The sequence below is a fragment of the Pseudomonas sp. 2,4-D genome (genome assembly GCF_030418155.1).
Classification (GTDB): domain Bacteria; phylum Pseudomonadota; class Gammaproteobacteria; order Pseudomonadales; family Pseudomonadaceae; genus Aquipseudomonas; species Aquipseudomonas alloputida.
In genome coordinates, this window is sequence record NZ_JAUHUI010000001.1 from 65,669 (window position 1) to 92,615 (window position 26,947).

Consider the following 26,947-nt stretch of genomic DNA (forward strand, 5'->3'; position numbering starts at 1 on the left):
CAATCATGAAGCTAAGCAGGGAAATGACCTGAAGTAGAAGTACGGGTCGTGCGCGATCAGCGCACGACCCGTACTTTTCTCTCACTCGTCGATCCCGATGCGCTTGAGGCTTTCAAGGGCCTTTCCGCACTCAGGTGAGCCATGCCGTAAGCCGCAGGCCAATGCAGCTTTGAGGCTCATGACACCGGCTACGAAACCGACTTGATTGCCGACTCCGTGTCCGTCCGCAAATCCCTGATCATACGCAATCTCGACAAGCGCATTGATCGCCGCCAGGGTGTCCTGTTTGTTTTTACTCTTTTGCATATCTACTCCGCGAGCATTCAGCTCATATCGCTCGGTTAGGTGGCGGCGCCTTCAGGTTTGGGGTGAGCGAATCCCGCTCCCATAGCCAATCCCTAACGGGGGGCTCAGCCCGCCACCGTAAGGAAAATCAGCTATTGAGAGCAGATGACTCGTTTTGGTCACCCGTGCTGCTCGCCTCACCGCATTGGCACTGAGTGGGTACATCCGGGTAGTCGCTGTGATTCTCAATGAACAGCGTTCGGCAGGTTTCGCACCCATAGATCCGGGGCAGGGATTTAAGGCCGCTCGGAAGCACGTCACTCAGAGGCTCGTTATGCCAAGGAGCCCCGTCAAGGATTCTTGAACGCAGGATGTTTCCCAGGCGCCAGGTGTCACTTTGTGCGCGCCAGGACCACATCGGCGCAGAAAGCGAATACTGGATGAAGGTCTCTTGTGACTGCCTGGATAGCGGGTACTTGGGGCGGGTCCAGCCGGAATCGATGATGCTGAACCCCATGCCCATTTCTGCGCTCGGGTGGGTCTTTTCACCAAAGAAACGGTCATGCGTCGCTGGAGCCGTCGCATGATGGTCAGTCGGTGGGAATACCCACAGATAACACTCATCCCGGTTGACCATGCTGATGAGCTCGCTTGGCCCCCGCATGGGGGAATTTGCAGCCAGGGCGAAGCGATCCTTCCACGACATTTTGGGAGGCGGCGCAATACCAGCAGCGATGGCCAACGTGGCAGTCTTGGGGACGAAGCGATCGCCTAGCTCGTTCAGATCCAGGTTCTTGCAGAGAGCCTTGAAGGCCTTTTTGCGAGTCTTCGAGCTGAAGGAGGGGTCAAGGAGCAGGCGAACCTGGTTCACGCCGATTCCCGCAGTTCGTAGCACCTCAATGACTTCTTCAGCCACACCGACTGCTTGAAGATCGGTCAATCCTAAGCACGTTTTCGCCCGCTCGACCGCCGCGTAGAGGTTGTACTGCCGTGTCTCGTTGTCACGACAGACCTGAATTGGCAGCTTGTCTTGGATGGCAACTTGCGGTGCAACGGAGCCGATGGCCGCGTGGAACAGCTGGTGGAGGTGCAGATGAGAGTACGGGCGGCCAGAAGCCGAGAACGAGGCGTGCAGCTGAGCAGCGAGAGGTTGAAGCAGCTTTTTTGCAGACATGACTATCCCCTAATGAGCGACGTTGGGGTAGCTGCGCTTGTAGGGCCGTTAGACGCGAAGCTGGACGTCGAATCAGGTTCAATCATGAATAGGAGTCAGGTTTGATTTGCTTGCACGGCCACCATGCAAAGCCCGACGCGGCAATCACATCAGATTCGCCGAGCTTTGGCAAGAGCGGTCATCGGTAAGCGAAAGCAGGTAGGAGGAGGGCGCTCCATGCTTGATCACCTCCAGAAACAGGAAAGCCGGAAGCACGTTGAGCGCTTCCGGCTTTCTCACGTCAGACTGATGAGAGGGATCAGAAGACGTATTGCAGGCGGGTCACGATGGCATTGCCGCTGTCGTCGCCCACGGTGTTCTCGTTGTTGTCGGTGCGCACGTTGATGTAGTTGGCACTGACTTTCACCGCCTCGTTGACGTACCAGTTCACACCCACCGTGTGGCTCTTGGCCTTGCGCTCGTTCGATTGGTCCGCCGCGGTGACCAGGTTGCCGTCTTCGACCTTGATATCGTCAAAGCGGTAGAAGACTTCCCAGGCCCCCAGTTCCTTGTTCTCTGGTTTGATAGTGTCGAACTTGGCACCATCGAGCTTGTAGATACGCGGCTCGCCGGTCAGGGTGTAAGCCATCTGGGCGTAGTAACCGGAGGCCTTCATGTCGTTGTTGGCCTGGTCAGCTTTCAGCTTGCGGCGAAGGTATTCCGCTTGAACCGAGAACGGGCCGGTGGCCCAGGCACCTTCGAGACCCCAGACCGAGTCGTCCTTCCACAGGCCATCTTGTGCAGCAGCACCGCCAAACAGCATGCGGTTGCCGTTGGTGCCGGCATCGCCGCCGCCATTGGTATCTACACCGCGGACGCCCAGACGCGAACGAATCCGGGTATCGACCGCACTGTTTTTGAGGTCGCGGTAAGCGTACTGAGCACCGACGTGCAGGACGTTGCCATCACTGTGCAGCGGTGCGAACACGCCACGTACGTTGTAGCGCTTGGTGCTGTCGCCATCCGAGTTGTTATTGGTTTCGCTGAAAACGCTACCGGAAACATAAGCCATGTCAGCGATGGTGCTGGTGGCTTGAACACCCATGCCGGCGTTGTCGTTGATCCAGTCCGCCAGGTCGTACGAGAGGTTCCGCTCCATGGCGGTGGTCCACTTCGAACTGGTGGCTTTCTCAAGACCGAAGTCGGTGTAGAAACGGCCAAAGCGCAGTTGCACCGGCTTGAAACCCGTGTAGGTCAGGCTGGCTTCGTCGAAGTAGCCGTCGGAGTCGTTGCCCGTGTTGCGGGAAAGGTCGTAGTTGAGCTGATACTTCCAGTCGCGGTACAGCACGCCACCGAGCTCAAGGTAGGCGCGACGGAAGTAGCCTGCGTCAGCGGTATCGCCATTCTTGGTGAAGACACCATCGAAACGGCCGTAGTCGGCCTGAACTCGGCCGCCCAGTTTGAAACTGAATTCCTTGTCAGAAGTCGATACTTCAAGACCGCCCTTGGTCTTCAGAACGATGTCAGCTCCGTCAGTGGTTACTGTTCCGGAGAATGCTTGCGAGGAAAATGTGCCTATTATTGCGGCAGCCAACAGCTTTTCCCGCATGTTCGAAGAACGGATCATTGCTTGCCTCTCGTATGTTAAGTGCTTAGCTACCGACGTTATATTTCGCCCTGCGCCGGCCTAAATTTATCTTGCAGATGGGAGCAGGCCACGGTTGTCACCCGCTGTAACAAGATGCCTTTGTTCTAAGCACTCTGACTAGGTTGCAAGCGAATATGACAGTTGTGTTTCTGTAGTGTTAACGGAGGAGTTTGAAACCTAACAAAACTGTTACCGAACAAGCCAGTCCTTCTTATCAAAGAAGCTCTTCTTGATCAATCTTCGAATTTCCAAAACCTGCGGATTGCGGACAAGCTTCGTTTTGATAACAAGATAGACATCTTTCTCCTCCAGGTCGTCCAGGAAACCCGGCACGGGTAGGATATTTCTCTCCAGTTTTCGGCTGTAGTCGGGCAGCACTCCAATACACGCACCGCCAACGACAAGGCCTCGTGATAGGTTGTAGCTCTTGACCCGAGTGGTACCGCCCTGATGCTCAGCCATTATCGATGCCCACTTTCGTGAGCCCGCCAAGATCTCTTCATCCCAAGGGACAACGAGCATGAAGTTGTGCAAATCCAAGCTCTCCACTGGAAGGGTGACGCTTCTTGAATAGCGGCTGGAAATGAACAGGGCGTGCCCAATCCGGCCAAGCCTTTCAAACCTATACGTAGGATGGCGATCAAGCGCGCCTTTATCATCTGGGCTCACCAAAGCGATACCCACATCGACTTCACACTCAGAAAGCATCTGCGTTGTGCATTCTGAATGGATTTCCAGCTGCATTTCGGCATGATCACGCACGTAGGCGACTAGATCGCGGTTTACGATGTCGTTCAGCACTGGCTCTGTGATCGCGATGGTAAGCCTGGGGACTTCCTTTTCACCGGACTTGCCAAGGCCGTCTGGGCCGAAGAGCTGGCACAGGTAATGGCTGACCCTCTCGCCTGTGCGGGTCAGGGCAAGCTTGTTGTGTTTGTAGACAAACACGGGAGCACCAATGTGCTCTTCCAGTTTCTCCAAGCGTTTCCGCAGGCCTACCACTGGCACATTGAGCCCTCGGGCAGCCTGTTTGAAACTGGCACAACGTGCTGTTGCGAAAAACTCTACGGCCAGCTGATCATCAATTGGCAAATCATCCAATATGTCAGGGCTGTAAGGAACAACGCTGCTTGTATATGTTTCATTTTGTGTAACCATTAGGTCCCCCTTAATTCGGGGAATCTATCTCAATGCCACCCGGTGTTTCCTTATCTTGTCAACATTGTAATCCACGGGTCATGCATGCGTTATCGGAAGGCTTTTATTTCGAAAGCGTAATTTTCAGGCAATCCCTCTGATATTGTAGCGTGCTAGCCTAGTGCGCCGACTTGTTACTTACCATATATAGATTCGGCTAATTACGCATTTACATTTAGTTCACTATTTTTTCACCTTTGCCTCCATAGGCTTTGGGCATGGAAAATCAAACCCCACCTCTTACTACCTTACTGATTCGTTATCTGGGGATCGGCTTCATAGCAACGGGAGTCCATTATGCGGTGTTCCTATTGCTGGTTACGACAGAATTCGTTACTCCGTTACTGGCCAGTATCTGTGGCGGCATGGTTGGCGCAATCGCGAGCTTCATTGGAAATAGGGCGCTCTGTTTTGTGGCAGATGGCTCTCGTAAGTTTCAGCCTGTCAGGTTTGCACTGGTCGCGTTAACCACAAACTTCGGCAATGGCGTGGGTATGTGGTTCCTCATCAAGTCGAATCTGTCACCGCTCATCTCCCAAGTCGTAGTGACCTTAAGCCTCACTGCACTTGGATTCATTGCACATCGTTTTTGGACATTCAATCATGCAGACATTACATCGCTTTCCCGAGCGCCCTGATCCCTTGTTAACCATCGTGGTCCCTTGCTTCCAGGAAGAGGAAACCATCCCCGAGTTCCACCAGCGAATCACCCGCGTGGTGAAGCGCTTACCCGTCTCCTGCGAAATCCTCTATGTCGACGACGGCAGTAATGACCGGACGGCCGACATTCTTCGCCACTATCAGGATGGGTCATCTGTACGTTGCCTGTCCCTGAGTCGCAACTTCGGCAAAGAGGCTGCACTGAGCGCCGGGATAGACCATGCCCGTGGCAGTGCGCTGATCTTCATTGATGTCGACCTGCAGGATCCACCAGAGCTCATCGCGGCCATGGTGGACTACTGGCAACGCGGCTACGACGTGGTGAACATGCAGCGCAACCTGAGAATCGGTGATTCGTGGTTCAAGCGCATGAGTGCCCGGGCTTACTACTGGGTCATGCAGCGCCTGGTGGAGAAGGTGGACATGCCGGCCGATGTCAGCGATTTCCGATTGATTGGGCCTGCGCCGCTGGCAGCCCTGCGGGCCCTGGATGAACGCTCCAGGATTCTCAAAGGCATGATCGGCTGGGTAGGCTTTCGTACCATCGAACTCCCCTACAATCGCACTGTTCGCCATGCCGGGAGCACCAAATGGAATGCAGCTGGCCTGTTCAATCTGGCCATCGAGAGCATCGTCAGCTTCTCTCGCAAACCACTGCGCATTTTCAGCCTCATCAGTTTCGGTCTTTTCGTCTCCAGCATCTGCTACATGCTTGCGTCGCTTGTGGCAGGCAGTTTCGACATCCATCACCTGATCGTCGGAATGGCTTCATTCATGTGCGTCGGTGTCGCCATGGTGGGGGAGTACCTGGGCGTGACACTCGCGGAAGTGAAGCGCCGGCCTCTCTATTTCCTGAAGCACAGCAACAAGGCAGATCCCGTGTCACTCCACCCTTCGATGGCTTCGATCGAGGGTAAGAAATGCTGAACCTGAAGAACGAGAGGACGCTGTGGTGGGTCCTGGGTTCGATTTTGCTATTGCGTTTGGTGGGGCTGGGCATCTACCCGCTGATGGACACATCTGAGGCCCGTTACGCTGAAATGGCTCGCAAGATGGTCGAGTTGAATGACTGGATCACGCCCATGTTCGACTACGGGGTACCGTTCTGGGGCAAGCCTCCGTTGTCCTTCTGGACCCAGGCCGCGAGCATGACGGTCTTCGGCGTTAACGAGTTCGCTGCGCGCTTCCCAGCGTGGCTACTCCACCTGGCAAGCTGTTTCATCATCATCAAACTCGGCACGCAGCAGATTTCTCGTAACGCCGGCATCTGGGCTGCCATTATTTTTTCCAGCACCACACTTGGCCTGGTCTCCAGCGGTGTTGTGCTGACTGACCCTGTTTTGTCGTTCTCGATTCTGCTGGCCAGCTACGGTTTCTGGCGTTGGATGAAGTGCGCCAGCAAGGCGGATGCCTACCTGATGTTCGCAGGTCTCGGGCTGGGCTTGCTTGCCAAAGGGCCGCTGACCCTGGTGCTTATGGGGGCGCCGGCATTCGCCTGGTTCGTTATCTACAAGGAATGGGGACGGGTACTGAGGCTTCCCTGGATTAGCGGCCTTGTACTCATGTTCGGTATATCCGTGCCATGGTATGTCGCGGCCGAGATGAAAACGCCCGGCTTCATGGAGTACTTCTTCGTTGGTGAGCACTGGAGCCGCTACGTCGTCAGTAACTGGGCAGGGGACCTCTATGGTAGTGCTCATGCCAAGCCGTACGGCAGCATCTGGATCCAGCTCGGATTGTCGCTACTGCCATGGGCCTTGTTTCTACCACTGTTGATCCGCAAGCGTGGATCGATGCAGCGCTTCAAAGCCTACCTCTGGCTGTGGGCCTTGGCGACACCGGTCTTCTTCACATTTGCAGGCAACATTCTGTGGACCTACCTGCTACCCGCGCTGCCAGCGTGGGCATTGCTGCTGTCTGCACGGGTCAGCGAAGTTGGCCCGAAGACCACCTGGGCTGCCGCTGCGAGCGCATTGGTGTTGCCAATCATCGGTGCGGGCATCATCTACGCCGGGGTACTAGAGGAGCGCCCTCAGAATCAGCGGGATGTGGTTCAAGCCTGGCTCAATGTGCAGTCTGCTCATTCCGCTCCCCTGATCTATCCTGGCCGCCGCTCATACTCGTCGGAGTTTTACAGCAGCGGGAAGTCCGAGAACATCAAGGATCCTGCCAAGTGGCCGCGGGATGGCTCGTTCTATCTGTCCAGGCGCTTGCGAGACAGCAAGGATGGTCTGCCCGCTGATCTAGCTTGCACATCGATCACCGAAGCGAACGCCAGCCAGCTCCTGCTGTGCCATTGGAAACGCCCCGCACAAGGTGCCGAGGGTCTGGCCGGAGAAAGCAATGCGGAAACGCCTCGCAAGAACGAAGGCTAAATTCCAAGCACAAAAAAGCCAGGTTTTACCCTGGCTTTTTTGTCGATTTCTTTCGTCATTTGAAGTCCTATTTAACCGCCGATTAATTGTCGGCTTGTTCCTTACCATCCTTGCTTTCTTTCTTTTGCTCTTGAGCGACTTGTTGTTTGTTCTGGTCCGAAGAGTCATCGCTCCATAGGCGAGCCTGTTCGGTTCGGAAGTTCTCGTTGAACTGTTTCGTTCGCTCGAAGCCGCCTTCAGCGTAAGCGGTACCCATGAGACCCAGCAGCAGGCTGCCAATAGCGATAGATTTGACAAATTTCATTGTGAACCTCGGTTCATACTAGGCCAACCTGATTAGCGGCCTTTGTTGGTTTGTAGTTTAGGAACGCGAAGCTAACGACAAGGTGAGTCAATAATTACAATTCCGTAATTTTGGCTGCAGATAGGATGCGTTAAATCTTCAAATCTGGAAGGATCATGTCTATCTCGGCACTGTCGAGGGCGACTTCGAATTTTCTCTTAAATTACAATTTTGATATCTAGCGCGTTAATTCAGCGCGGCGTTGTTGGCCGCCCTAGGAGATAGCCATGAATGACATAGAGCCCTGGGCAGTTGCTATCGGTGACTTTCGCCGCTGCACTGAAAAACTCACTGTCCAGCTCGATGAGCTGACCTCGCAGACGCGCACCTCCAGCGCTGTTCTGGAGAGGTCGAACGAACTGGTGGAGCAGGTGGACGCTGTCGGCCGGCAGATTCAGGAGGAGGTGCGAAAGGCGGAGAAGGCTTGGTCGAACGCGGAGGAGGTTGCCTTGCGCGCCGCTGCATCAGCGTATTCAGCTGCATGCCGCGGAGTCGACACCGCCATCCAGCCACTGATCTCGGAGCTTACAGCAGCGACAAAGGCGGCGGACGCCTCTATCCAGGAGCTCAAGCGGGCACCGGTGCTGGCCAAGCGTTATGTGATGGTGGTCGCCACGGCGTTCTTCATTCTGGCGCTGATCTGTGTCTACTCGACCATGCGCCTGATCGATGCCGCCGGCAGCGTAAGTGCTCAAGAGAAAGTGAATGCTCAGTACTTCTCACACCTGTGGAAAAACGCCAATCCTGACGAACAGAAGATTATTAAGTCGGTGATTCTGCGGTCGCCCATGGACCCTGTGGTCCTTCGGCACTGATGCATTGAGGCAAACAAAAGGCCCGTCGATTGACGGGCCTAATCGTGTCTGCGCAATTTAAGCGGCGGTCATTGCCGGCTGCATTTGCTGGGCTTCCGGAAAGTGAAGGTGGAACCAGGTGAAGTTTTCTTCGGTCACCTCCACGCTCGCCGATCCCTGGTGCAGACTCATGATCGACTGCACAATGGCCAAGCCAAGACCGGTACCGCCTTCGCTCCGTGCTCGGCTCTTGTCCACACGGTAGAACCGCTCAAACAAGTGCGCGTGGTGTTCCTTGGCAATACCACGGCCGGGGTTGCCGACACTCAACGTCGTACCGCTCGCACTATGCTGCACCTTAACGTAGACCGTGCGGCCGCGAGGGCAGTAACGGATCGCGTTCGAGACCAGATTCGAGACGGCACGTTGAACCATCAGGCGATTCCCGCGCACCACGTCATCACTGCCGGAGATCTGCAGCTGAATCTCGCCTTCTTCTGCTGAAATGCTGAAGAGCTCGCACACTCGCTGAACCTCGTCGACCAAGGAGACGGATTCGAACTCCACCATTGATGCTGGATGACTGACCTGGGCCAAGAACAGCATGTCGGAAACCATGCGGCTCATGCGGTCCAGCTCTTCTGTGCACGACTCCAGAACCTCCCGGTACTCGGAAAGCGATCGTTCTCTGGTCAAGGCAACCTGGGCCTTGCCCATCAGGTTGGAAAGCGGTGCTCGAAGTTCGTGAGCAAGGTCGTCAGAAAACTGCGAGAGCTGCTGAACCCCATCATCCAGGCGAGCCAGCATGATGTTGATGCCGTCGGCGAGCATTTTGAGTTCTGCCGGCATCCCATCAGTTGGAAGGCGATGGTCGAGGCTCTCGGTTGAGATTTTCGAGGCGATCTTGAGGAACTTGGTCAGTGGTAGCAGGCCTCTGCGCACAGTCCACCAGCCAATGGCCAAGATCAGTGCGAGGATGACGGGGGACATCATCAAGGCCCAGGTCAGCAACGCATCGAGCAGCGCCTCACTGGATGACTGGTCCATGGTCATATAGACGCTGACCTCTGTTCCATCGCCCAAACGCATGATTCGAGAAGCACTCAGCAGAGGACGGTCCTGCGTATCACGCCATTCGTGCTCTTTGGGCTGGGCCGCCGGCTGAAACTTGTGCACCTCCAGATTGACCTGTTTCGAGCCAATCGAGAGCAGGGGAGTCTGATTCTGTGAGGTATCGAATATGCTCACATACAGGTTGTTGTGGCCCATGACCAAATCGACAAGCTGATGCGCATCCGCGTTGACGCCGGAGATGTCCGGGATGGTGGACAGGTTGTGAGCCATCCCCGCCATCTTTACTTCCAGGTCTGCTCTGGCATTTCTTTCCAGAGCCTTGCCTACCATCAGATAGCCAAAGGTGGCGAACAGAAGCAGCAACGCTGCGCTCATCAACCCAACTTTTAACCCCAGCTTTGCAGCCAGGCTGAATGGCCTCATGCGCGTTCCTCAAAAACGTACCCAACGCCACGAAGCGTGTGAATGAGCTTGGTTTCAAACGGGTCATCGATCTTCGAGCGCAAGCGCCGGATGGCTACATCGATGACATTGGTGTCGCAATCGAAATTCATATCCCAGACCAACGAGATGATCTGAGAGCGAGTCAGCGCTTCGCCCGTTCGGCTCATGAGCAGGTGCAGAAGCGCAAATTCCTTGGTGGTGAGATCGATGCGTGTGCCACCGCGGAAGACGCGATGGCGGACGGAGTCGAGTTCCAGATCGGCAATTTTCAGCGAGCTCTTCTCGACTAACTCATCACCACGGCGTTGCAGCGAACGGATGCGAGCAAGCAGCTCAGGGAATTCGAATGGCTTCACAAGGTAGTCATCCGCGCCGCCGTCCAAGCCCTTGAGCTTGTCATTGATGCGTCCGCGGGCGGTCAGCATGATGATGCGGACCCGGCTGGTCTTACGGATGGTTTCCAGCAGGTCCCAGCCGTCGATACCCGGGAGGTTCACGTCCAGGAGGACCAACGAATAGACATTAGTGTTGAACAAGTGCAGAGCATCTACACCGTTGTGCACGATATCTACGACATACCCGCTTTCGGATAGGCCCTGCTGAAGATATTCGGCAGTTTTAATTTCGTCTTCCACAACTAGAACGCGCATAACTTATCTCAAGGTGTGAGGAAGGAGTTGGCCTAATCCGCCAAGATTATGGTTGCAGGCTGTTCGAAAGTTTGGCTGAGGGTATGGCATGTGGTAGTCGCTACCTCTGTCCATACGCCGGGTCACCTGAGGACGCTTGAATCTTAACGCGAAGAAGCTGGCCGCGGCGAAATCCTACAAATTTGTAATGTAGCCGCAAGATTTCTGACAGTCATGCAGGCTCCACCCCTAAGCATAGCGGATTCTGGGGCCTGCGGCGGTGTATGACAGATTCGCCTGGCAGGTGGAATCGGCCAGGACAGGCAGCATTTCGGTCGTTAGCTTGCAAGGACTGGTACTGGCCTTGGATCGAGGGCGCCACGCAGGCAGACCCCATGCACGGCCGCAAACCGCAGCGCCTTTCTGCAAATTAGTTCACGTGGCGGCTCGATATTCTCTCGAATAATTATCTTACAATCTATTACATGTCCAAATTGTAATTGCCCGATCATCTTGGTGTTAGCCTCCTTTGCTAGTTTAAGGGCAGCGGAAGAGGCATCGCTGCTTTGGAAATTGTCTCATTTCAAAGCAGCTTGGCAAGAGCACCGAGCAGTTGTTCGCGCCAGTGCATTCACCTGTAAACCATACGCTCCTTTGGTAGGTGAATTTTAGCGCCCCCCTACGGGCGCTTTTTTATTAAGGGACTTCTTATGAACACTACTGTATCAGCGATCGCCGTGTTTTTGCTCTTTACATCACTAACAGCCAATGCCCAAAGCGGTATGGAGATCAATAAACGCATCGAGCGTACTGCTAGAGAGGCTACAGCGGATTATGCTCAACGCGTAAAAAAGCCCATGCCTCAACTAGAAGACTACGCCTATGGCATGGACCTGGACGTTGGTAAGTTGGTGTATGTATCACCCAGTGTGCGGTACTGCGGTAATGTAAGAAGCATGATGACCTACGAAGACTCGAAAGGCGAACTGCACATGGTTCGCTACCTGGTGAAGGGCGAGTGTGTTAATAGCCGTTAAGACTCATCAAGATGATCCCTGCGGCCACCGGATCATAGAAGCTCAATGCCGAACCGGCGCAGCAGTATGGCGAAGCCTCCGAAGCTGGCCATTGTGATGAGGATGCTGCTGATCAGTGTCGGCCAAAAGCCGAGCTTAGGTAGCAGCAATGGAAAAGCAATAAACATCGGTAGGGTCGGAAGCACGTACCAGAACGTGTACCAAGCATGGTTGGAGATCTTCTCCATGCTCTGGTTCTCTAAATAGAGCCAGACCAACGTCACGACCGTGACCAAGGGTAGGGCGGCGACCAAGCCGCCCAGCTTGTCGCTGCGTTTCGCCAGCTCTGACACGAGAATCACTATACCGGCAGTGAGTAGGTACTTCGTGATGATCCAGGCCATCGCTGAGCCTTCTGGAGGTTGTTGACGAGGGCAGGCGAAGCCATTCACCAACCCCCTTGAAGCGCTCCTGCCGTTTACGGCATCCCTCACCGCATTTTTTTTGCAACATCACCCTCAGCCAGGAGGGTGATGTGTTTGCATGGTGTTTACCGATCGGTCAGTGCGAGGGTGAGGGAACGCTCTCGTGGAAAGCTGCCCGCTCGATCTGGATGGTGCAGTGATGGATTTCGAATGCATCGCTGACAGCATCCACGACGGCCGCCAACACAGCATCCCCATCTGCAGAATCCCGAACCACTACGTGCGACGTCATCACGTTACTGCCACTGCTGACAGCCCACACGTGCAAGTCATGAACGTCCGTCACGCCATCTACTCCGAGGATGGTGGCCTCGATTGCCGTAACGTCGAGCCCCCTCGGGACACCCTCCATGAGGATCCCCAGGCTTTCGCGAAGCAACTGCCACGTCCGCGGCAGAACCCAAAGGCCGATCGCCACAGCGACAATCGTGTCGACCCAGGTCCAGCCGGTGAAGCGGATGATAAGTGCCGCGATGATTACGCCAAGCGAGCCGAGCATGTCGCTCCAAACTTCGAGGTAGGCTCCTTTGACGTTGAGGCTTTCGTTGCTCGCAGATGCCAGAAGGCGCATCGAAATTAGGTTGATGATCAGGCCGGCGATTGCGATCCACATCATCGCTCCGGTAGCGATCTCCGCCGGCATGAAGAAGCGCTGGTAGGCCTCATACAAGATGTACATCGCCACCAGGAAGAGCAGCACGGCGTTGAACGTCGAAGCCAGAATTTCCAGGCGCGCATAGCCGAAGGTTCTTTTCTGATCCGCCGGCCGCTTGGCTATCTGAAGTGCAATCAGTGAGATCGCCAAGGCGGCAGTATCTGTGAACATGTGAGATGCGTCCGACAGCAGCGCCAGGCTGCCGGTAATCCACGCACCGATCACTTCTGCAATCATGAAGCTGCCAGTCAAGCCGAGCGCCATGATTAGCTTCTTCTGATGCCCCTCGCGTACTGCAGCGCTGCCATGGTCATGATTTGAACCCACGTATTTCTCCTTGCGCAGGGTTGTGGTCTCGTTGGCCTTCCTGTCTACCTAGCCTTAGAGCGTCGCTTGGCCACAGTGACTGCAAAATCTTGCTCCTGCACTCAGCAGCGAGCCGCAGGCGGTGCAACCACTCGATAGCGGTGTTCCGCAGTTTAGACAAAAGCGTGCTGACGGATCGTTGGCCGTCCGGCACTGCCTGCAGCCCTGCAGATCTTTGATGGGGGCAGGAGTGGGAGGGCGCCCGCCGTCATACACCTGATTACCGCCGTCGCAGCCCTGCTGCCGGCCATGGCGATCATATTGCTCGGCCCCATGTCCCCCGCTGTGGTGCTTGCCTCCACCGTGGTTTCCACGGCCATGGTGCCCGCCCAGGATGTTTTTGAAAAAGCTCATGGTATTCGCCCCTCATTGATGGGTGACATATTAACGAGCAAAAGTTGAAAATAATATTCTGCTCGCGAGAAAGACTTGTAAGTTGAATTGAAAGTTCAAAATTAGCCTACGACAAAACGAAACCGTTTTGTTTGTGAAATTAAATTTATCTAGCTGAGCGGAGCATTGCTTTTGGTGGGTAGTATCCCCCTAATTTTGATCATAGCGTGATCAATGACAATCAAAACAGCAGTAATTGGATTTCTGTCAGCATTGTAATCCCGAGGTCATCGTGTCGTTATCAGGTCCCGGAAATAATGCGCTCAGCGAGATTCATTTCTCTTTTTATCCCTATGCCTCACACATACTAAGCGTCCCCAACGCCTAGGGGCCTAAGGCCTCTGACGCTCCGCACATTGCGCAATCGCTCAGCATCTGTCGACGGTTTGCCTTGTAGCTCCCGCTAACTCCATAGCTACCGCCATGGATAAGCAGCTTCCAGAGTTTGATAATGACACCTTCCAAATCCATTGTTCACACCCTGTTAAGCAAATGGATCTTTGCTATTCGCAATGCGCGGCAGAAAGGCATCAGTACTAATTTGCTAATCGGCCTGGTGACTTTTTGGTTACTGCTATTCGCGAACGCTGAGCTCTGGAACGTGCTCTGGAAGCTGGTATTCAAAACCGATGAAGTGAACTGGCAGCTAGCGGCTAGCCTTCCAGTCATAGTATTCGCATGGGTGTTTACCGTTCTGAGCTTGCTGTCATGGGGGCGGCTGGCCAAACCCATACTGTGCCTGGTACTGATCAGCGCGTCTTTTGCGAGTTACTTCATGAATGCCTACGGCATCGTGATCGATTACACAATGTTCACCAACGTTGTGGAGACCGACGTCGCTGAGGCAACCGAGCTGCTGAATTGGAAGCTCGGTCTTTGGGTCGCAATGGTTGGGGTGTTGCCCGTCTACCTGATTGCCCGGGTTCCCCTCCGGCGCAAGCCTTGGGCCAAAGCTTTGGTCAGCAGGTTCATTGCTCTGTCGCTCGCTCTGTTGACCTTATCTGGCATCGCGTTGAGTCAGTACCAGTCGTATGCCTCCTTGCTGCGCAACAATCGGGAGATCCGGCTGATTCTGGTACCTACCAACTTGTTTGCGGCTGGCCATGGGTACCTGAAGCGTCAGCTGGCCTCACCTAAAACGCTGACGGCCATTGGTACTGATGCGGTAGTTAATCGACAGGGTGCGGCTCGTAAACCCAGGCTGCTGGTACTGGCAGTAGGAGAGACCGCTCGCTCCGCCAACTTCTCCCTCAACGGCTACTCCCGTGAAACGAATCCGGAACTAGAAAAGCGAAATGTCATTAGCTTCACGAACGTGAGCTCCTGCGGTACCGCTACCGCGGTCTCGCTGCCATGCATGTTCCTGGACGTGGGTAAGGCCCAGTACAAAGATGGCTTGGCCAAGAGCCGAGAAGGGCTGCTCGACGTGCTTCAACGCGCTGGCATCAGTGTCATGTGGACTGACAACAACTCGGGGTGCAAAGGGGTCTGCGACAGGGTTCCCAACCACAAGGCTGCCTCTCACGCGGATTCCCAACTGTGCACCAGCGAGGAGTGTAAGGACGGGGTGCTGCTCACGGAGATGCAAGACTTCATCAAGCGCCAGGAAGGCGATGCTGTCCTGGTGCTCCACTACAAAGGCAGTCACGGCCCGGCCTACTACAAGCGCTACCCCTCGCAATTCAAGAAATTCGCACCGGTGTGCGAGACCAACGAGCTCGACAAATGTAAGCAGGAGGAGGTGGTCAATGCCTACGACAACTCAATCCTCTACACCGATTATGTGACTGCAAATCTCATCGATATCCTGGCGGCCAACACCAAGTTCGACACTGCGCTGATGTACGTTTCGGACCACGGCGAATCGCTGGGGGAGGGTGGGCTCTATCTACACGGGCTGCCTTACGCGATGGCTCCTGACGAGCAAACAAAGGTGCCGTTGGTACTTTGGATGTCTGACTCGCTCGCGAAGAGCGAAAAGGTCAACGTGGGTTGTTTGAAAGCTCAAACCACGTCACCGCTGAGCCACGACAACCTGTTCCACACCGTGCTCGGCATGATGAACGTCCAGACGTCTTCGTATCGCTCAGCGCTGGATTTCACTGCCCCTTGTAAGCCCTTTGTCGGAGGCTCTTATTCTGGCCTCTGAATGTTCGATGTGGACCGGATCATCGGCCAGGCGGTTCTGCACCAGCCTGCTTTGACAGCTGAGAGAAGCTGGACTAATTACATAGCTGCATTCAACAACCCAAGCGGAAAAGGAAGTTTTGCATGAGCATCAAGCCAGGCCCAAAGCGCACCAATGAAGATGGCACTCCGGACAAAAGGCAGCGAGTCACCCCTGAAAAGCAGAAGGACCATCCGGACCTGAAACCCCACAAGCACAAAAAGGGGGAGTAAGAAAAAAGCAGCTCTCGGGAGCTGCTTTTTTTTTGGGGCTGTGTGCAAACCCTCCCGACCGTCTCGCTGATCAATCGGACCGCGTCGTGAGTCTTCCGCTTGGCTTGATGGATTCTGAAGCTACCTCCGGATCGGTTATCCCTTCAGTGCGGACGACGAGACTGATATCCCAGAGCGTTGAGCTGATACTCGCTGACAGCCCGAAATTGTGATTCTGCGATTTGACGCAGGCGCTCAACCTCTTCGGCAGATGAGCCAGAAGCCTGCGCCTCGTGGTATTGCTTCATCGCATCCACTGCGTCGGTATACATGGGGTGGTCGGGGAGAAGAGCTGGTATCTTTTTCGTCATGTAGCGGCAGGTCCTCACTGGATAGTCGACGGTGGTTTACCTGCTTTGAGGAGCTGAAAATCAATGACCGCCTGATAGAGCGAATCTGCCAATAGGTGAAGACGCTGTACCTCAAGGTCTGGCAATCCAGCAGCCTCCGCTTCGTGGGCCTGTCGGATAGCTTCAAGCGCTTGCCTCATCAGTGGCTCACCAGCCTCGACCATTCCAATGAATGTGCGCTTCACAACATTTTGCTCCACTCAGCTGAAGATGAATTATAGGACACCGCGGCGTGGCAAGGCCCCGAGCAGCACAGGTGTTCGACGTCCGGCTGAACGAACCAATGAGGAGCGCGCTGGCCTGGGGAGTGGCCAGGGCGCGTGTCATAGCTACGTTGTAAACCACTTTTTTCACTGTAAACCACTGTGGTTTACAGTGAAAAAAAGTGGTTTACAGCAGGCCTCCTCAGGCCTGAGTCAGCTCCAGCAGATCGCCCAGTTCCTCCCGGGCCATCTTCACTCTATCCATTCTGCGATAAGGATGATCAACCGGCATCCGGATAAGAGATTCGAACCAAGCCGAATCGAATTTGATGACTTCCTTGTGAATGTGCTCAAGCTCACCTCCGCGAGGCTGTGACACTACAAACTCCATGCTTTCAACCAAGCCAGACGCTTCACTGTCTTTGACGATTCGATGGCGGATGAAACTCATTTTGAGATCAAAATATGCCGCCTTCGAACCAGGCACCTTCTTCGATTCCAGCCGACCAGTGCTGCTGATTTCCGCCCCCGGCACCTCAGCGGCAATAGCTTTCACCAGCTCAGCATTTCCACTGACCTTCTGGCCAAACAGGCGGGTGGCGTCCGACATGTAAGCAAAGATCCATGGCACATTGCGAAGCGTCGCGCCGGTATAGAGGTAGCCACGCTCTCCCTTGTAACGCTGCAGCATGCCTCTCAACGCGTTCTCGGAAAGGACCAGTTGGGTCTCTTTCTCCAGGATGTAAACCACGCGATCGAACTGTTCGATCAATAGCTTGAGAATCTTCCGCGGGACGCCGTCAAACCTGGTTTTTCGTTCTGTTTTCTTATGCTGGCGAGGCTTGAAGTACGGGCAATCGTTACGGGCCTCACTATCAAATGGAGCGATGCCGCGAATGCTCTTAGTAGCATGTTTCCCGAATGGGTTCTTCACGTTAGGCGGTAGCTCATACAGCCCAACCAGCTGGACAGGGTTGTCGCATGCCGGGCATACAGCAAACTGAGCTAGCTTGCCCGCACTTCCAGGCTGGTACCACGGATCTCTGCGGAAGGTCTCGGCCTCGAAACCTTCCTGTCGATGATCTTGCTTTCTGTGTCTTCGATGCGGAGCTTATAGACATCCATCTTTGCTGAAACCGTATCAATAGAGGGTTTCTGGATGGTAACGAGCGAGGATAGGCAGCAGTAGGCCTAACTGACCCTTTTGGTGGTCACCCACTGGTTTGAGGCCAGCCCAAAGCATGCCTGATCGACCTGGGCGGGCCCTAGAAACAACTAACCCCCTGATGCGCAGTACAGGTCTGGGACCTGCCCGAGGCGTGGGGGCTATTCTTGGAGCGACAGTGACACCGGCTCCGGAGAAAATCAATTGGTTTGTAGAGCAGCCGGTCAGCTAAGGTCAAACCCAGATCCTAAAGGGGAGGCCGATAGCAGCTCAGTCAGCATCATCGGCACCTTCTTCATCTTCATCGGTATCCCCAACACTGAGCCAGTCGTGAAGGTTGTACCGCACGAAGTCTTCCGCATCGAGCATGGTAAAGTCTTGTAGCACCGTGACGTCTGCTCCACCGAAGTACAGCCCATCGTTGAGATTTCTGGCCACCCCGAGCACTTCATTCAGCTGGTCGTGCAGCTCATTTGCGCGCCTGGCGTGCTCTCGTTTGGTCAAAAACCGGAACACCACCTCGTAGGGCTCAGGGGTGGTATTACCCGCTTTGCTTCAAGCCGCAGGAGTTGCAGGTCCGTTGCAGCTTGATGGTTTTACTTAAGGAGCCAAGCCAGCTCTCCAATCCGCAGATGCTGTGCACATTTTTTTGCACATATCTCACGCCACGATACCCCAGTAGATTCAGGCTTTTCGCAGCCTTTGCATAGGTGAGTCGCGATGGATTTCTACACATCTCAATGAGGAAACCTAAGCTCCGTTTTCCACGTATTCCTCCGCTACAGAACGCTTTTCTGCGGTGTGTCCCCTGACATTCGCTTTTCAGGGCGAGCTATGGGGGCCACTCAAGACGGCTATCTTTTGCCTGGCACCAATGAAAAGGCCCTCAATATTGAGGGCCTTAAATTCAATGCGGATCCGTCACGCGGGCATTTTTTGCAGCTGTCGAACTCGATCATGGACCACAAATTTAATGATTCCTTTGACATCGTTGGTGCAGTTTTCAAAGGCAAGGCGCGATACCACCTGGCGACCCTCCTTCAGAATCAGCGCCCCGATCAACTCGTCGACGAAGGACTGAGTGACATCGTTCCCAGCGAAATCTATGACAACGCTCTCACCACTGCTGAGCGAGCGTTCGATTTCGGTACGGTAGGGGATCGCTGAAGCTCGCATTCCGTACGTTCGGATAGAACTATCCCTACTTAATCGAATTTGAGTTTGCATGTCGTAACCCCTTGTATTGCATAATCCTTTTTTGCAGCCCGAGAGTTTCAGTTGACGCTGAATCTCCCATTTACCGCTCCTTGCATGATCGACTCTAGCCCTCGAGCTATCAAAAAGCCAGAGCTAGCGGAAATTCAGATCTAGGTCGAGATCGTCGTCAACCTGTCCTGCATCGTCCTTCGGCAGCAAGTCACTGATCGAAATGGTGGGCAGCAGCTCACGGGTACAGCTAAACGCGATCGATACACCATTCCACAGCGCATCATGCAGCTCCTGAGACTGCCGACGCTTTGTGTCATGTATGCCATTGCCGCTCACGATGATCAAACCACCGCCCGCCGCGTCTGCAATTTTTGCGGTAGTTGTTAACCCGATACCTTGGTTCTCGCTACCCAGGATCTGGGCCATCGCACCCCGGTTGCAGCTCACTCGCGGTTTGAGTGCCGCCTCGATCGCGTGCAAATGCGTGCGGTCATGAAGCTCAGGGTGATTCCTCAGTGTCGCGAGAAACCCACACCCATTATCGACGATGGCCATGCGTACAAGGTTCAATTTTGGATAAAACTGACAGGTCAGCCAAACGGCGGCGTCACCACGTCCCTCTCTGCGGGCGTGAGTAAGCGAGTTTTCCAATAGCTCCTTGAGCGAATACTCCAGAGGGCCCCGGTAGGAGTCAAACTCATTCCGTCCCGTGTGCTCGTCGACTGGGGCATCCGGGTCCGATTGAGTCAACCTTCCCGTAATAGCTCTAGCGAGGCGAGAGGCTGCAGCCTCTGCTTGATGGTGTTCGCTGATTTTGGTGATTTCCACCAACGAGGTGCTTCGGTCGTTTCGACGTCCTACCCCCGATAGATCTACACCCTCTACATCAATGTCCTTGAAAAAATCCATCCTGGCCAGGTAGGAGGTCAGGTCTCTGCTCAAAAACTGCATCGAAACTCGCTTCTGGACCAACTGGTTTTCAAACAACGCTCGCAGCGTGGCCATCCCTAACGGATCGATATACGAGAGGTTGCTAGCGTCTAAAACGATGTCACCAGGGCAGTTAATGATTTCTGCGCACACAGAAAACAGGTCATGGGGCGATCTTGAGCCAAGCCCCCAAGGAAGAACGATCGCGTTTTCAATATCGATGGCCTGCATGCAATTCCCTGGCAACGGAGCTAACCCTTTCGGATAGATATAGGGCTCGATAGTAGCCCATTGCCTGCCGGGTAAGCACTCACCTATTTTTTGACGAGTAGTGCCGGCATAGAATTGGCGCGCGGCAGTAGCGGCCTGTGGATGGTGGATCGCGCTCGCCTTGGGCTCAACACGCACGAAGAAAACACGGCCAACGCCCTGCCACGGGTCAGCCATTCAAGCAAAGATGGCCAGATCAAAGCCTTGTGCGAGAGCACTGGAGCAGGTTTGTGAGTCCGCCGAGCAGTTTCATCTCCGACGTCTGCTGTGGGCAAAGGCAAAGCTGGAAGGGGAACAGCGAAGAGTGACCCGATCAGCGCTGTACCGCACCGCATGTATCAGGTCTGGGGCTTGAGCTGTTAGATCGCATAAGGCTACCTTGGCCGGCAACTGGAGAACGAACTGCTCCTCGTCTTCCAATGCGTTGGCGTGGAAGTAACTGAGGAAGTACTCGCTTTGACGGAACTGGTCAGAAGCGATCTCCTCCAGGCGTTACAGCCCACTGGGCAGGCCTTCCTGACAGGCCTGGTAGAAGGGGTCGAGCAAGTATAGGCCGTCCAGGCAGGAAAGCATGGACGGCGTTCCCCACCGGGAGCCGGCGTCGTACTCCTCCAGCGGCTTGGGCACTCCCTCGCCGGGGTACAAGGCAGCCAGCGCATTGTCGAAGGGCAACCACTGGTGCAGCAGCAGGATCAGCAACCTCCAGAAATGATCTATGCCATGACGCTACACCACAACAATAATCGACACGCTTACAGGAGCATTGATTGGCGTCACAGCTGTTCAAGGAGATGTTGTCTAGGCTGGACAATACGGCAGCGGCCGATATTTCCCACCCAGCTTGGGAGTTGATCATGATGGAGCCCATCGCCGTGGTACAGATCTGGCAATACCTTTTTGGCGGACTAAAGGCGGTATTGCACTGATCATGCTGGCCATATTTGGCCTGTTTTATGTGGCTCGTGCACTATGGCCACCTGTCACAGGCACTACAGTTATTTAATTTTGTTGCTCTGTCCGCTGACGCAACTCTTCGGGCACAACCATGGCGGGTATTCTCACCAGAAGGGTGAAAACTCGTCCAAACCGGACAACAAAGGGAACTACTTCATGCACACCGAATCGTGCCAGCATGACCATGACCATGACCACTCGCACCCGTATGAGCAACCGGATGGTAGTCAGCGCGATTTGGTATGCGGTATGACGGTGCCACCGGATAGTCGCTACTTCGAGCTATACGAGGGAAGGACATACCGCTTCTGCAGTGAAAAGTGCCTGACGAAATTCCGCGCAGCGCCTGTGCATTATCTTAGCCCTCCCCAGGACCAAGAACACGCGGGCCATCTCCACTCGGCTGCCCCGCAGCCAAGCAACGCGGCGGACGCCGAATACACTTGCCCGATGCATCCCCAAATCCGCCAGCGTGGGCCGGGCAGTTGCCCAATCTGTGGCATGGCCCTAGAGCCGGTAATACCGGAGCTTGAGGAAGACGAGAACCCGGAACTCAAGGACTTCTCCCGCCGCTTCTGGTGGACCTTGCCCCTGACGGTCATCGTGACCGTGTTGGCCATGACTGCCCACCAACTCCAATTGCTGCATGGTGCCACACAGAATTGGGTGGAGTTGATTCTGGCCACTCCCGTGACACTATGGGCTGGCTGGCCGTTTTTCGTGCGTGGGGTCGCATCGATTCGTAATCGCAGCCCGAATATGTGGACCCTGATAGGTTTGGGAACGGCTGCGGCGTACCTATACAGCGTTGCGGCCACAGTGTTCCCGCAGGTTTTCCCGACGACTTTCATGCAGGATGGCCGCATCGGTGTCTACTTCGAAGCGGCTGCAGTCATCATCTCATTAACGTTGCTCGGCCAAATGCTCGAGCTCAAGGCGCGCTCACAAACCTCCGCCGCCATCAAGTCGCTCCTGGGTCTTGCCCCCAAGACGGCCCGTCGCATCGGGGCCGATGGTCAGGAGGAAGATATTCCGCTCACCCACGTGCATACGGGCGACCACCTGCGCGTTCGCCCTGGCGAGAAGGTGCCGGTCGACGGGGTGGTCCTGGAAGGCGAAAGTGCTATCGATGAATCCATGCTGACAGGCGAGCCCGTGCCAGTGATGAAGAAAGCTGGGGATGCACTCATCGGTGCCACGCTGAATACCCACGGCAGCCTTGTGATGGCGGCGCAGAAGGTCGGCGCCGAGACAGTGCTCTCGCAAATCGTGCAGATGGTCGCGCGGGCTCAGCGCTCGAAAGCCCCGATGCAGCGGATGGCGGACACCGTGGCCGGCTATTTCGTCATGGGGGTGATTCTGGTCGCGCTGGTCACGCTCTTCGGCTGGGGGCTTTTCGGACCGGAGCCTGGCTGGGTCTTCGGCCTGATCAATGCGGTCGCGGTCCTGATCATTGCCTGCCCCTGCGCGCTCGGCCTAGCCACTCCCATGTCGATCATGGTCGCTACCGGGAAGGCTGCCAGCAGTGGCGTGCTCTTCCGAGACGCCAGTGCTATCGAGAACCTCTGCAAGATCGACACGCTGATCGTCGACAAGACCGGGACCCTCACCGAGGGCCGGCCAGTGTTTCATAGCGTGGTCGGTACCGGGCAGTTCATGCCACCCGAAGTCTTGCGCCTTGCCGCCAGCCTGGACCAAGGCAGCGAGCATCCGCTGGCACATGCGATTGTCGATCATGCGCGAGCGCATGGACACAGCTTGTCCAAGCCAGAGGCGTTTGAGTCGGGCTCTGGGATCGGTGTACGTGGCCAGGTGAACGGCAAACGGCTGCAGCTTGGCAACACGACCTTGATGGAAGAGGCTGGCCTCGACACCAGTCCGTTGCGAGACCGCGCCGAGCAGCTGCGTCTGGAAGGCATGAGTATCATGTACTTGGCCGTCGATGGCGTGCTCGCTGGCCTGCTAGCGGTGTCCGATCCGGTCAAACCCACCTCCAAGGAGGCGGTAACCCGGCTACAGGCAGAAGATGTGAAGGTCATCATGGCCACCGGCGACGGCCTGACTACGGCACGTGCGGTCGCGAAACAACTCGGCATCGAGGAAGTCCACGGAGAAGTGAAACCCGAGGACAAGGAGCAACTGGTGGCGCTCCTGCAGGGCGATAAGCGCCGGGTTGCCATGGCAGGAGATGGGATCAACGATGCCCCTGCGCTGGCCCGGGCTGATGTCGGGATCGCCATGGGAACTGGCACCGATGTTGCCATGAACAGCTCCCAGTTGACGCTGGTCAAGGGCGACCTGATGGGCATCCTGCGGGCCAGAACACTATCCGTGGCCACGGTGAAGAACATGCGTCAAAACTTGGGCTTCGCATTCTTCTACAACGCTATGGGCATACCGCTGGCGGCAGGTTTGTTCTACCCGCTTACCGGCCATCTATTGTCACCGATGATTGCGGCATTGGCCATGAGCGTAAGTTCGGCTTCCGTGGTATTCAACGCACTGCGGCTGAAGCGCGTAGTCACAGACTGAAATGGGCACACCGCAACCTATGAGAGGAAGTTCCGCCATCAGCGTTTCAACGCCTGATCCATATGACTGACTGTCTAGGGCTTTGGCCTTAGCGGGTATGTCCGCGAGTTCGGCGCCAATCTGGTCCTGATGGAGGACATCGGGCAACTGCGACGTCCGCCATCTTCTGCCAAGATCGTAAGGGACAATTGTGATGCAGCAGGGGCCGCCGCCAGAGGAGTTGGACAAGATTTCAGGGCGAAGATAAATCCTTTGACCGGGCCTTGACCTTGTCATCGTGTCAAGGTTGAAGCTGTAAATGCGGCGAGAAAAGCCGTACCAGCATGAGAGGCCCGCTATGTTCGTTTTGGAAGTTTCCGGTATGGGATGTGGCAGTTGTGTCAACAAGATCACCAAGGCCATCCAGGCTGCCGATGGCGACGCGAAGGTGATCGTTGATCGTGCTGCCGGTACAGTGAGTGTCCAAAGCAACATCGAGGCGGAACGCGTCGGTGCACTGGTCCAGGCGCTTGGTTACCCAACCAAAGTCAGTCGCTAAGTCTCGTTACCGCTCAGATGGCAAGCCGCCGTGCCATGTTTCATGGCGCGGTTTCTTCATATACAGCCTGATGTCGACTGACTCCGGGTCGGGATAGCCAGCAATACTCCCCAAGAAATGGACGGCCTTCGATCACCCAGTGCCGAGTCAAGCTGTGGACGTTGACGCTGATCAAGAAAATGCTTCGCGATTGGTGTTTATCTTGAGTAAATGTATAGGCCAGCCTGGCTCACATACCCCGGCCCCTCGTTGGAGCTCATTCACAATGATGACTGCCAAGCGGTTTAGTTCTATGGCCTTGGGGATATCCCTGCTCATCCCTCTGGGGCTGGTCATGGCAAACCCTACGGGTAACGTCTACACGGCCAATGAACGGTCCGCTTCCATTAGCCAGGTAAATCTTGCGACAGGTGATGTGAGCACGGTCGCCTTGCCGATCGCACCCCACAACCTACAGGTTTCGCCCGACGGCAGCTTGCTTCTGGTTGTTGGAGTGGCTGGACATGCGGGGCATTCGAGCGGTGAAAAGCCCGGTGGGCAGTTGCTGGTGTTCAGTACCAGCGCGCTGGACAGGCCACCGTTCAGCTTCCCGGCAGGCGATCACCCGGCTCATGTGGTCACCGACGTCACCGGGCTGCGAGCTTTTGTGACCGATTCCGCTGCCAACCAGGTGCGAGTATTTGACCTTGAGCAGCGAATCGAGTTGCCCGGTATTCCAACTGGGCGTTATCCCCATGGGCTGCGCTTGAGCCCTGATGGCCGGACACTCTATATCGCGAACATGAAGAGCGACAGCGTATCGCTTATCGATGTCGTCACACTCAAAGAAACCGCGCAGATTCCCGTGGGCAAAGGCCCTGTCCAGGTCGGCTTTGCCCCTGACGGTCGCCTGGCATTCGTCTCGCTCAGTGCGACAAATCAGCTTGGCATCATCGACACGGCCAGACGCAAGGTGATCAGCAAGGTTGATGTCGGCCGCACGCCAATCCAGATGATGGCCACCGTTGACGGTCGCCAGGTCTATGTCGCGAATCAGGGCAGTGGCCAGAATCCGGACGACCGAGTCTCCATCGTAGATCTCCAGACGCGTAGCAGCCTGGGCACCGTGACCACCGGCAAGGGTGCCCATGGTGTGGCCATCAGCAGCGACGGCGCTTATGTGTTTGTCAGCAATATTGAAGCGGGCACCGTATCTGTCATCGATACGAGCAGCCGAAAGGTCGTTGCTACCCATAAGGTTGGCGCCGGGCCAAACGGGATCAGCTTCGAGCCGCCGAGTGCCCAATAATAGCCCGTCGGTGTACAACCCGAGCACGACGCGAAAAATGAGCATTCACGCCGGCGCAGTAATTTGCTTGTCGTGCCAGGTGAGGCCTAGCGCCCAGACCAAGGCATCCGGCTTTAAAACAGTGCTAAGGAGATGATGATGAACAACGTTCGAAATTTACTGATCGGACTTTGTTTGGCCGCAGCGTCCGTGGGCGCCATGGCGCAAAACACCGATGAACACTCGACACATCACCCGGCCGATGCGCCAAGCGCGGCGGCTACCGAGAAGACGCCTTCTCAGCCAATGGACAAAGGGCAAATGGCGGCGATGGACCAGCAAATGAAGGCCATGCAAGCCATGCACGAAAAGATGGCTGCAGCCAAAACGCCGGAAGCCCGTCAGGCGTTGATGGCCGAGCATATGGCGCTGATGAAAAATGGCATGGCCATGATGAAGTCCATGGAGGGTGGCATGCCTGAAATGGGGGGCATGCATGGCGGCATGGGCGGGGATATGGCCGCCCGCCACCAGATGATGGAAAAGCGCATGGACATGATGGAGTCGATGATGCAGATGATGATGGACCGCATGCCATCTGCTGCATCGAAGTAACCCATCTCCTTTCCCAGGAGTCGCTATGAACCCTCACTTCGATGAAAACGGCTCACCACACAGTTTCTGGCGTTCACGCTATGCAATCGGCCTGGTGGTAATCGGTGGGATCGCCGTCTACTTCCTGCTCACCGAGCACCTTGCCCATGTCGTTGGAGCCCTGCCTTATCTGTTGTTGCTCGCCTGTCCGCTGATGCATGTCTTCATGCATCGAGGACATGGGGGACACCATCACCAGGGCCAGAGCAAACCGGCCCCCTCCGATAAGGCTGATATCCATAAGCCGGGAGATCCATCATGAATCATGGTGAAAGCGCGTATGGCCTCTGGTCGCTGGTTTTCATCAACTCCGCGATCTTCATCATGTTTGCCTTCAGTTTCTTCAAGCCGGCAACGGCGAGAGACTGGAGGAGCTTCGGTGCATTCTCGGCCTTCATCGTTGCCCTGTTTGTGGAAATGTATGGCTTCCCCCTGACGATCTATCTGTTGTCAGGCTGGTTGCAGGCCAGGTTCCCCAACCTCGATCTGCTTTCCCACGAATCCGGCCATCTGTGGTCGACGTTGCTCGGTGACCAGGGCAACCCACACTTCAGTGTTTTGCACATTGCCAGTTACCTATTCCTGGGTTTCGGCTTCTATTTGCTTTCTGCCGCCTGGAACGTGCTATATCACGCGCAACGCCGCCGTTCACTTGCAACGGTCGGGCCCTATGGCTGGATCAGACATCCGCAGTACGTGGCATTTGTGCTGATTCTTCTGGGCTTTCTCCTTCAGTGGCCGACGCTGCTGACGCTGGCAATGTTCCCGGTGTTGCTGGTGATGTACGGGCGTTTGGCGGTTTCCGAAGAGCGGGAAATGCACAAGCAGTTTGGCGCTGCCTACGAAGCTTATACCCGCGTTACGCCTAGGTTCGTTCCGCACCTGCGCGAAAGGTTGGGTGGGGGTCATAGAGGCTGAA

Annotated in this window: 29 protein-coding genes and 2 pseudogenes; 14 read left to right on the top strand and 17 right to left on the bottom strand. The window is 55.5% G+C overall.

Annotated features, from left to right (window positions below; all coding sequences use genetic code 11):
• Window positions 1-81: 81 nt before the first annotated feature.
• From QYE47_RS00320 to QYE47_RS00335, 4 genes are all read right to left on the bottom strand, one after another.
• On the bottom strand, window positions 82-306 hold the full coding sequence (locus QYE47_RS00320) for a hypothetical protein (RefSeq protein ID WP_010951451.1): 225 nt from the start codon (window positions 304-306) through the stop codon (window positions 82-84).
• 127 nt (window positions 307-433) lie between these two features.
• Window positions 434-1,459, bottom strand: coding sequence for a hypothetical protein (locus QYE47_RS00325; RefSeq protein WP_011953109.1), 1,026 nt, complete (start codon window positions 1,457-1,459; stop codon window positions 434-436).
• A 298-nt stretch (window positions 1,460-1,757) separates the two neighbouring features.
• Window positions 1,758-3,065: an OprO/OprP family phosphate-selective porin gene (locus QYE47_RS00330; protein WP_009395904.1), complete on the bottom strand. Its 1,308-nt coding sequence runs from the start codon at window positions 3,063-3,065 to the stop codon at window positions 1,758-1,760.
• 210 nt (window positions 3,066-3,275) lie between these two features.
• Window positions 3,276-4,244: a LysR family transcriptional regulator gene (locus QYE47_RS00335; protein ID WP_011953108.1), complete on the bottom strand. Its 969-nt coding sequence runs from the start codon at window positions 4,242-4,244 to the stop codon at window positions 3,276-3,278.
• Between the two features lie 257 nt (window positions 4,245-4,501).
• Between QYE47_RS00335 and QYE47_RS00340 the strand changes: the two genes are divergently transcribed.
• The 3 genes from QYE47_RS00340 to QYE47_RS00350 are packed head-to-tail and all read left to right on the top strand — an operon-like array spanning window position 4,502 to window position 7,318.
• Window positions 4,502-4,921 carry a GtrA family protein gene (locus QYE47_RS00340; RefSeq protein WP_010951446.1) on the top strand — a complete coding sequence of 140 codons (420 nt, stop codon included), beginning with the start codon at window positions 4,502-4,504 and terminating at the stop codon, window positions 4,919-4,921.
• Window positions 4,887-5,870, top strand: a complete 984-nt coding sequence (locus QYE47_RS00345; RefSeq protein ID WP_010951445.1) for a glycosyltransferase family 2 protein — start codon at window positions 4,887-4,889, stop codon at window positions 5,868-5,870. Before QYE47_RS00340 ends, QYE47_RS00345 begins: the two co-directional genes overlap by 35 nt.
• Window positions 5,864-7,318, top strand: a complete 1,455-nt coding sequence (locus QYE47_RS00350; RefSeq protein WP_010951444.1) for a phospholipid carrier-dependent glycosyltransferase — start codon at window positions 5,864-5,866, stop codon at window positions 7,316-7,318. The genes QYE47_RS00345 and QYE47_RS00350 overlap by 7 nt, the downstream gene beginning before the upstream one ends.
• An 82-nt stretch (window positions 7,319-7,400) precedes the next feature.
• Here the strand turns inward: QYE47_RS00350 and QYE47_RS00355 are convergent, their stop codons facing one another.
• Window positions 7,401-7,622, bottom strand: coding sequence for a hypothetical protein (locus QYE47_RS00355; RefSeq protein WP_010951443.1), 222 nt, complete (start codon window positions 7,620-7,622; stop codon window positions 7,401-7,403).
• A 266-nt stretch (window positions 7,623-7,888) separates the two neighbouring features.
• Here QYE47_RS00355 and QYE47_RS00360 point away from each other — a divergent pair, with 266 nt between their 5' ends.
• Window positions 7,889-8,476 (top strand): hypothetical protein, encoded by a 588-nt coding sequence (locus QYE47_RS00360; protein ID WP_010951442.1) that lies wholly within the window; start codon window positions 7,889-7,891, stop codon window positions 8,474-8,476.
• A 57-nt stretch (window positions 8,477-8,533) separates the two neighbouring features.
• On the opposite strand, the gene QYE47_RS00365 is transcribed toward QYE47_RS00360, so the two are convergent.
• A complete protein-coding gene (locus tag QYE47_RS00365; protein ID WP_011953107.1) occupies window positions 8,534-9,952 on the bottom strand; it encodes a heavy metal sensor histidine kinase in 1,419 nt (472 codons plus the stop codon).
• The gene (locus tag QYE47_RS00370; protein WP_003253457.1) at window positions 9,949-10,623 is read right to left on the bottom strand and encodes a heavy metal response regulator transcription factor; all 675 of its coding nucleotides are present in this window, start codon (window positions 10,621-10,623) and stop codon (window positions 9,949-9,951) included. Before QYE47_RS00370 ends, QYE47_RS00365 begins: the two co-directional genes overlap by 4 nt.
• A gap of 689 nt (window positions 10,624-11,312) precedes the next feature.
• Between QYE47_RS00370 and QYE47_RS00375 the strand changes: the two genes are divergently transcribed.
• Entirely contained in the window at window positions 11,313-11,639 is a 327-nt protein-coding gene (locus QYE47_RS00375; protein WP_011953106.1) for a DUF2790 domain-containing protein, read from the top strand.
• Window positions 11,640-11,671: 32 nt separating this feature from the next.
• On the opposite strand, the gene QYE47_RS00380 is transcribed toward QYE47_RS00375, so the two are convergent.
• From QYE47_RS00380 to QYE47_RS00390, 3 genes are all read right to left on the bottom strand, one after another.
• A complete protein-coding gene (locus QYE47_RS00380) occupies window positions 11,672-12,022 on the bottom strand; it encodes a DUF3147 family protein (protein ID WP_011953105.1) in 351 nt (116 codons plus the stop codon).
• A 157-nt stretch (window positions 12,023-12,179) separates the two neighbouring features.
• The gene (locus QYE47_RS00385; protein WP_010951438.1) at window positions 12,180-13,085 is read right to left on the bottom strand and encodes a cation diffusion facilitator family transporter; all 906 of its coding nucleotides are present in this window, start codon (window positions 13,083-13,085) and stop codon (window positions 12,180-12,182) included.
• A 54-nt stretch (window positions 13,086-13,139) separates the two neighbouring features.
• Entirely contained in the window at window positions 13,140-13,478 is a 339-nt protein-coding gene (locus tag QYE47_RS00390; protein WP_071890582.1) for a zinc ribbon domain-containing protein, read from the bottom strand.
• Between the two features lie 490 nt (window positions 13,479-13,968).
• Between QYE47_RS00390 and QYE47_RS00395 the strand changes: the two genes are divergently transcribed.
• Together QYE47_RS00395 and QYE47_RS00400 are read left to right on the top strand one after the other, a co-directional pair.
• Complete coding sequence (locus QYE47_RS00395) at window positions 13,969-15,666, top strand: phosphoethanolamine transferase (protein WP_003298414.1); 1,698 nt, start codon at window positions 13,969-13,971, stop codon at window positions 15,664-15,666.
• A 122-nt stretch (window positions 15,667-15,788) separates the two neighbouring features.
• Complete coding sequence (locus QYE47_RS00400) at window positions 15,789-15,917, top strand: hypothetical protein (protein ID WP_003253468.1); 129 nt, start codon at window positions 15,789-15,791, stop codon at window positions 15,915-15,917.
• Between the two features lie 143 nt (window positions 15,918-16,060).
• On the opposite strand, the gene QYE47_RS00405 is transcribed toward QYE47_RS00400, so the two are convergent.
• From QYE47_RS00405 to QYE47_RS00435, 7 genes and pseudogenes are all read right to left on the bottom strand, one after another.
• A complete protein-coding gene (locus tag QYE47_RS00405) occupies window positions 16,061-16,267 on the bottom strand; it encodes a hypothetical protein (RefSeq protein WP_011953104.1) in 207 nt (68 codons plus the stop codon).
• A 14-nt stretch (window positions 16,268-16,281) separates the two neighbouring features.
• Complete coding sequence (locus tag QYE47_RS00410) at window positions 16,282-16,491, bottom strand: hypothetical protein (protein WP_015268418.1); 210 nt, start codon at window positions 16,489-16,491, stop codon at window positions 16,282-16,284.
• Window positions 16,492-16,711: 220 nt separating this feature from the next.
• A pseudogene (locus QYE47_RS00415) lies at window positions 16,712-17,634 on the bottom strand (hypothetical protein).
• 310 nt (window positions 17,635-17,944) lie between these two features.
• Entirely contained in the window at window positions 17,945-18,178 is a 234-nt protein-coding gene (locus QYE47_RS00420) for a hypothetical protein (protein WP_156867445.1), read from the bottom strand.
• A gap of 417 nt (window positions 18,179-18,595) precedes the next feature.
• Window positions 18,596-18,901 (bottom strand): STAS-like domain-containing protein, encoded by a 306-nt coding sequence (locus tag QYE47_RS27250; protein WP_080516231.1) that lies wholly within the window; start codon window positions 18,899-18,901, stop codon window positions 18,596-18,598.
• A gap of 123 nt (window positions 18,902-19,024) precedes the next feature.
• A complete protein-coding gene (locus QYE47_RS00430; protein ID WP_015268415.1) occupies window positions 19,025-20,044 on the bottom strand; it encodes an ATP-binding protein in 1,020 nt (339 codons plus the stop codon).
• A gap of 423 nt (window positions 20,045-20,467) precedes the next feature.
• Window positions 20,468-20,803 (bottom strand): annotated as a pseudogene (locus QYE47_RS00435) (helix-turn-helix transcriptional regulator); the annotation flags it as partial.
• Between the two features lie 47 nt (window positions 20,804-20,850).
• Here QYE47_RS00435 and QYE47_RS00440 point away from each other — a divergent pair.
• The 7 genes from QYE47_RS00440 (at window position 20,851) to QYE47_RS00475 (ending at window position 26,946) form a co-directional block, all read left to right on the top strand.
• A complete protein-coding gene (locus tag QYE47_RS00440; RefSeq protein ID WP_011953098.1) occupies window positions 20,851-21,009 on the top strand; it encodes a hypothetical protein in 159 nt (52 codons plus the stop codon).
• Window positions 21,010-21,052: 43 nt separating this feature from the next.
• A complete protein-coding gene (locus tag QYE47_RS00450; RefSeq protein ID WP_012269848.1) occupies window positions 21,053-23,569 on the top strand; it encodes a heavy metal translocating P-type ATPase in 2,517 nt (838 codons plus the stop codon).
• A 337-nt stretch (window positions 23,570-23,906) separates the two neighbouring features.
• Complete coding sequence (locus tag QYE47_RS00455) at window positions 23,907-24,107, top strand: heavy-metal-associated domain-containing protein (RefSeq protein WP_004575963.1); 201 nt, start codon at window positions 23,907-23,909, stop codon at window positions 24,105-24,107.
• Window positions 24,108-24,372: 265 nt separating this feature from the next.
• Window positions 24,373-25,395, top strand: coding sequence for a cytochrome D1 domain-containing protein (locus QYE47_RS00460; RefSeq protein ID WP_011953096.1), 1,023 nt, complete (start codon window positions 24,373-24,375; stop codon window positions 25,393-25,395).
• A 138-nt stretch (window positions 25,396-25,533) separates the two neighbouring features.
• Window positions 25,534-25,989 carry a hypothetical protein gene (locus QYE47_RS00465; protein ID WP_011953095.1) on the top strand — a complete coding sequence of 152 codons (456 nt, stop codon included), beginning with the start codon at window positions 25,534-25,536 and terminating at the stop codon, window positions 25,987-25,989.
• Between the two features lie 25 nt (window positions 25,990-26,014).
• On the top strand, window positions 26,015-26,290 hold the full coding sequence (locus QYE47_RS00470) for a DUF2933 domain-containing protein (RefSeq protein ID WP_011953094.1): 276 nt from the start codon (window positions 26,015-26,017) through the stop codon (window positions 26,288-26,290).
• A complete protein-coding gene (locus QYE47_RS00475; RefSeq protein ID WP_011953093.1) occupies window positions 26,287-26,946 on the top strand; it encodes an isoprenylcysteine carboxylmethyltransferase family protein in 660 nt (219 codons plus the stop codon). Before QYE47_RS00470 ends, QYE47_RS00475 begins: the two co-directional genes overlap by 4 nt.
• Window position 26,947: the final 1 nt, after the last annotated feature.

What these genes read in the sequence shown, in the direction of transcription:
- QYE47_RS00345 (WP_010951445.1), top strand. Translation starts at nt 4,887, where the DNA reads ATGCAGACATTACATCGCTTTCCCGAGCGCCCTGATCCCTTGTTAACC.
- QYE47_RS00320 (WP_010951451.1), bottom strand. Translation starts at nt 306, where the DNA reads ATGCAAAAGAGTAAAAACAAACAGGACACCCTGGCGGCGATCAATGCG.
- QYE47_RS00325 (WP_011953109.1), bottom strand. Translation starts at nt 1,459, where the DNA reads ATGTCTGCAAAAAAGCTGCTTCAACCTCTCGCTGCTCAGCTGCACGCC.
- QYE47_RS00330 (WP_009395904.1), bottom strand. Translation starts at nt 3,065, where the DNA reads ATGATCCGTTCTTCGAACATGCGGGAAAAGCTGTTGGCTGCCGCAATA.
- QYE47_RS00355 (WP_010951443.1), bottom strand. Translation starts at nt 7,622, where the DNA reads ATGAAATTTGTCAAATCTATCGCTATTGGCAGCCTGCTGCTGGGTCTC.
- QYE47_RS00460 (WP_011953096.1), top strand. Translation starts at nt 24,373, where the DNA reads ATGATGACTGCCAAGCGGTTTAGTTCTATGGCCTTGGGGATATCCCTG.
- QYE47_RS00450 (WP_012269848.1), top strand. Translation starts at nt 21,053, where the DNA reads ATGGCCACCTGTCACAGGCACTACAGTTATTTAATTTTGTTGCTCTGT.
- QYE47_RS00335 (WP_011953108.1), bottom strand. Translation starts at nt 4,244, where the DNA reads ATGGTTACACAAAATGAAACATATACAAGCAGCGTTGTTCCTTACAGC.
- QYE47_RS00465 (WP_011953095.1), top strand. Translation starts at nt 25,534, where the DNA reads ATGAACAACGTTCGAAATTTACTGATCGGACTTTGTTTGGCCGCAGCG.
- QYE47_RS00430 (WP_015268415.1), bottom strand. Translation starts at nt 20,044, where the DNA reads ATGCAGGCCATCGATATTGAAAACGCGATCGTTCTTCCTTGGGGGCTT.
- QYE47_RS00470 (WP_011953094.1), top strand. Translation starts at nt 26,015, where the DNA reads ATGAACCCTCACTTCGATGAAAACGGCTCACCACACAGTTTCTGGCGT.
- QYE47_RS00400 (WP_003253468.1), top strand. Translation starts at nt 15,789, where the DNA reads ATGAGCATCAAGCCAGGCCCAAAGCGCACCAATGAAGATGGCACTCCG.
- QYE47_RS00375 (WP_011953106.1), top strand. Translation starts at nt 11,313, where the DNA reads ATGAACACTACTGTATCAGCGATCGCCGTGTTTTTGCTCTTTACATCA.
- QYE47_RS00360 (WP_010951442.1), top strand. Translation starts at nt 7,889, where the DNA reads ATGAATGACATAGAGCCCTGGGCAGTTGCTATCGGTGACTTTCGCCGC.
- QYE47_RS00395 (WP_003298414.1), top strand. Translation starts at nt 13,969, where the DNA reads ATGACACCTTCCAAATCCATTGTTCACACCCTGTTAAGCAAATGGATC.
- QYE47_RS00365 (WP_011953107.1), bottom strand. Translation starts at nt 9,952, where the DNA reads ATGAGGCCATTCAGCCTGGCTGCAAAGCTGGGGTTAAAAGTTGGGTTG.
- QYE47_RS00455 (WP_004575963.1), top strand. Translation starts at nt 23,907, where the DNA reads ATGTTCGTTTTGGAAGTTTCCGGTATGGGATGTGGCAGTTGTGTCAAC.
- QYE47_RS00405 (WP_011953104.1), bottom strand. Translation starts at nt 16,267, where the DNA reads ATGACGAAAAAGATACCAGCTCTTCTCCCCGACCACCCCATGTATACC.
- QYE47_RS00390 (WP_071890582.1), bottom strand. Translation starts at nt 13,478, where the DNA reads ATGAGCTTTTTCAAAAACATCCTGGGCGGGCACCATGGCCGTGGAAAC.
- QYE47_RS00340 (WP_010951446.1), top strand. Translation starts at nt 4,502, where the DNA reads ATGGAAAATCAAACCCCACCTCTTACTACCTTACTGATTCGTTATCTG.
- QYE47_RS27250 (WP_080516231.1), bottom strand. Translation starts at nt 18,901, where the DNA reads ATGCAAACTCAAATTCGATTAAGTAGGGATAGTTCTATCCGAACGTAC.
- QYE47_RS00350 (WP_010951444.1), top strand. Translation starts at nt 5,864, where the DNA reads ATGCTGAACCTGAAGAACGAGAGGACGCTGTGGTGGGTCCTGGGTTCG.
- QYE47_RS00380 (WP_011953105.1), bottom strand. Translation starts at nt 12,022, where the DNA reads ATGGCCTGGATCATCACGAAGTACCTACTCACTGCCGGTATAGTGATT.
- QYE47_RS00370 (WP_003253457.1), bottom strand. Translation starts at nt 10,623, where the DNA reads ATGCGCGTTCTAGTTGTGGAAGACGAAATTAAAACTGCCGAATATCTT.
- QYE47_RS00475 (WP_011953093.1), top strand. Translation starts at nt 26,287, where the DNA reads ATGAATCATGGTGAAAGCGCGTATGGCCTCTGGTCGCTGGTTTTCATC.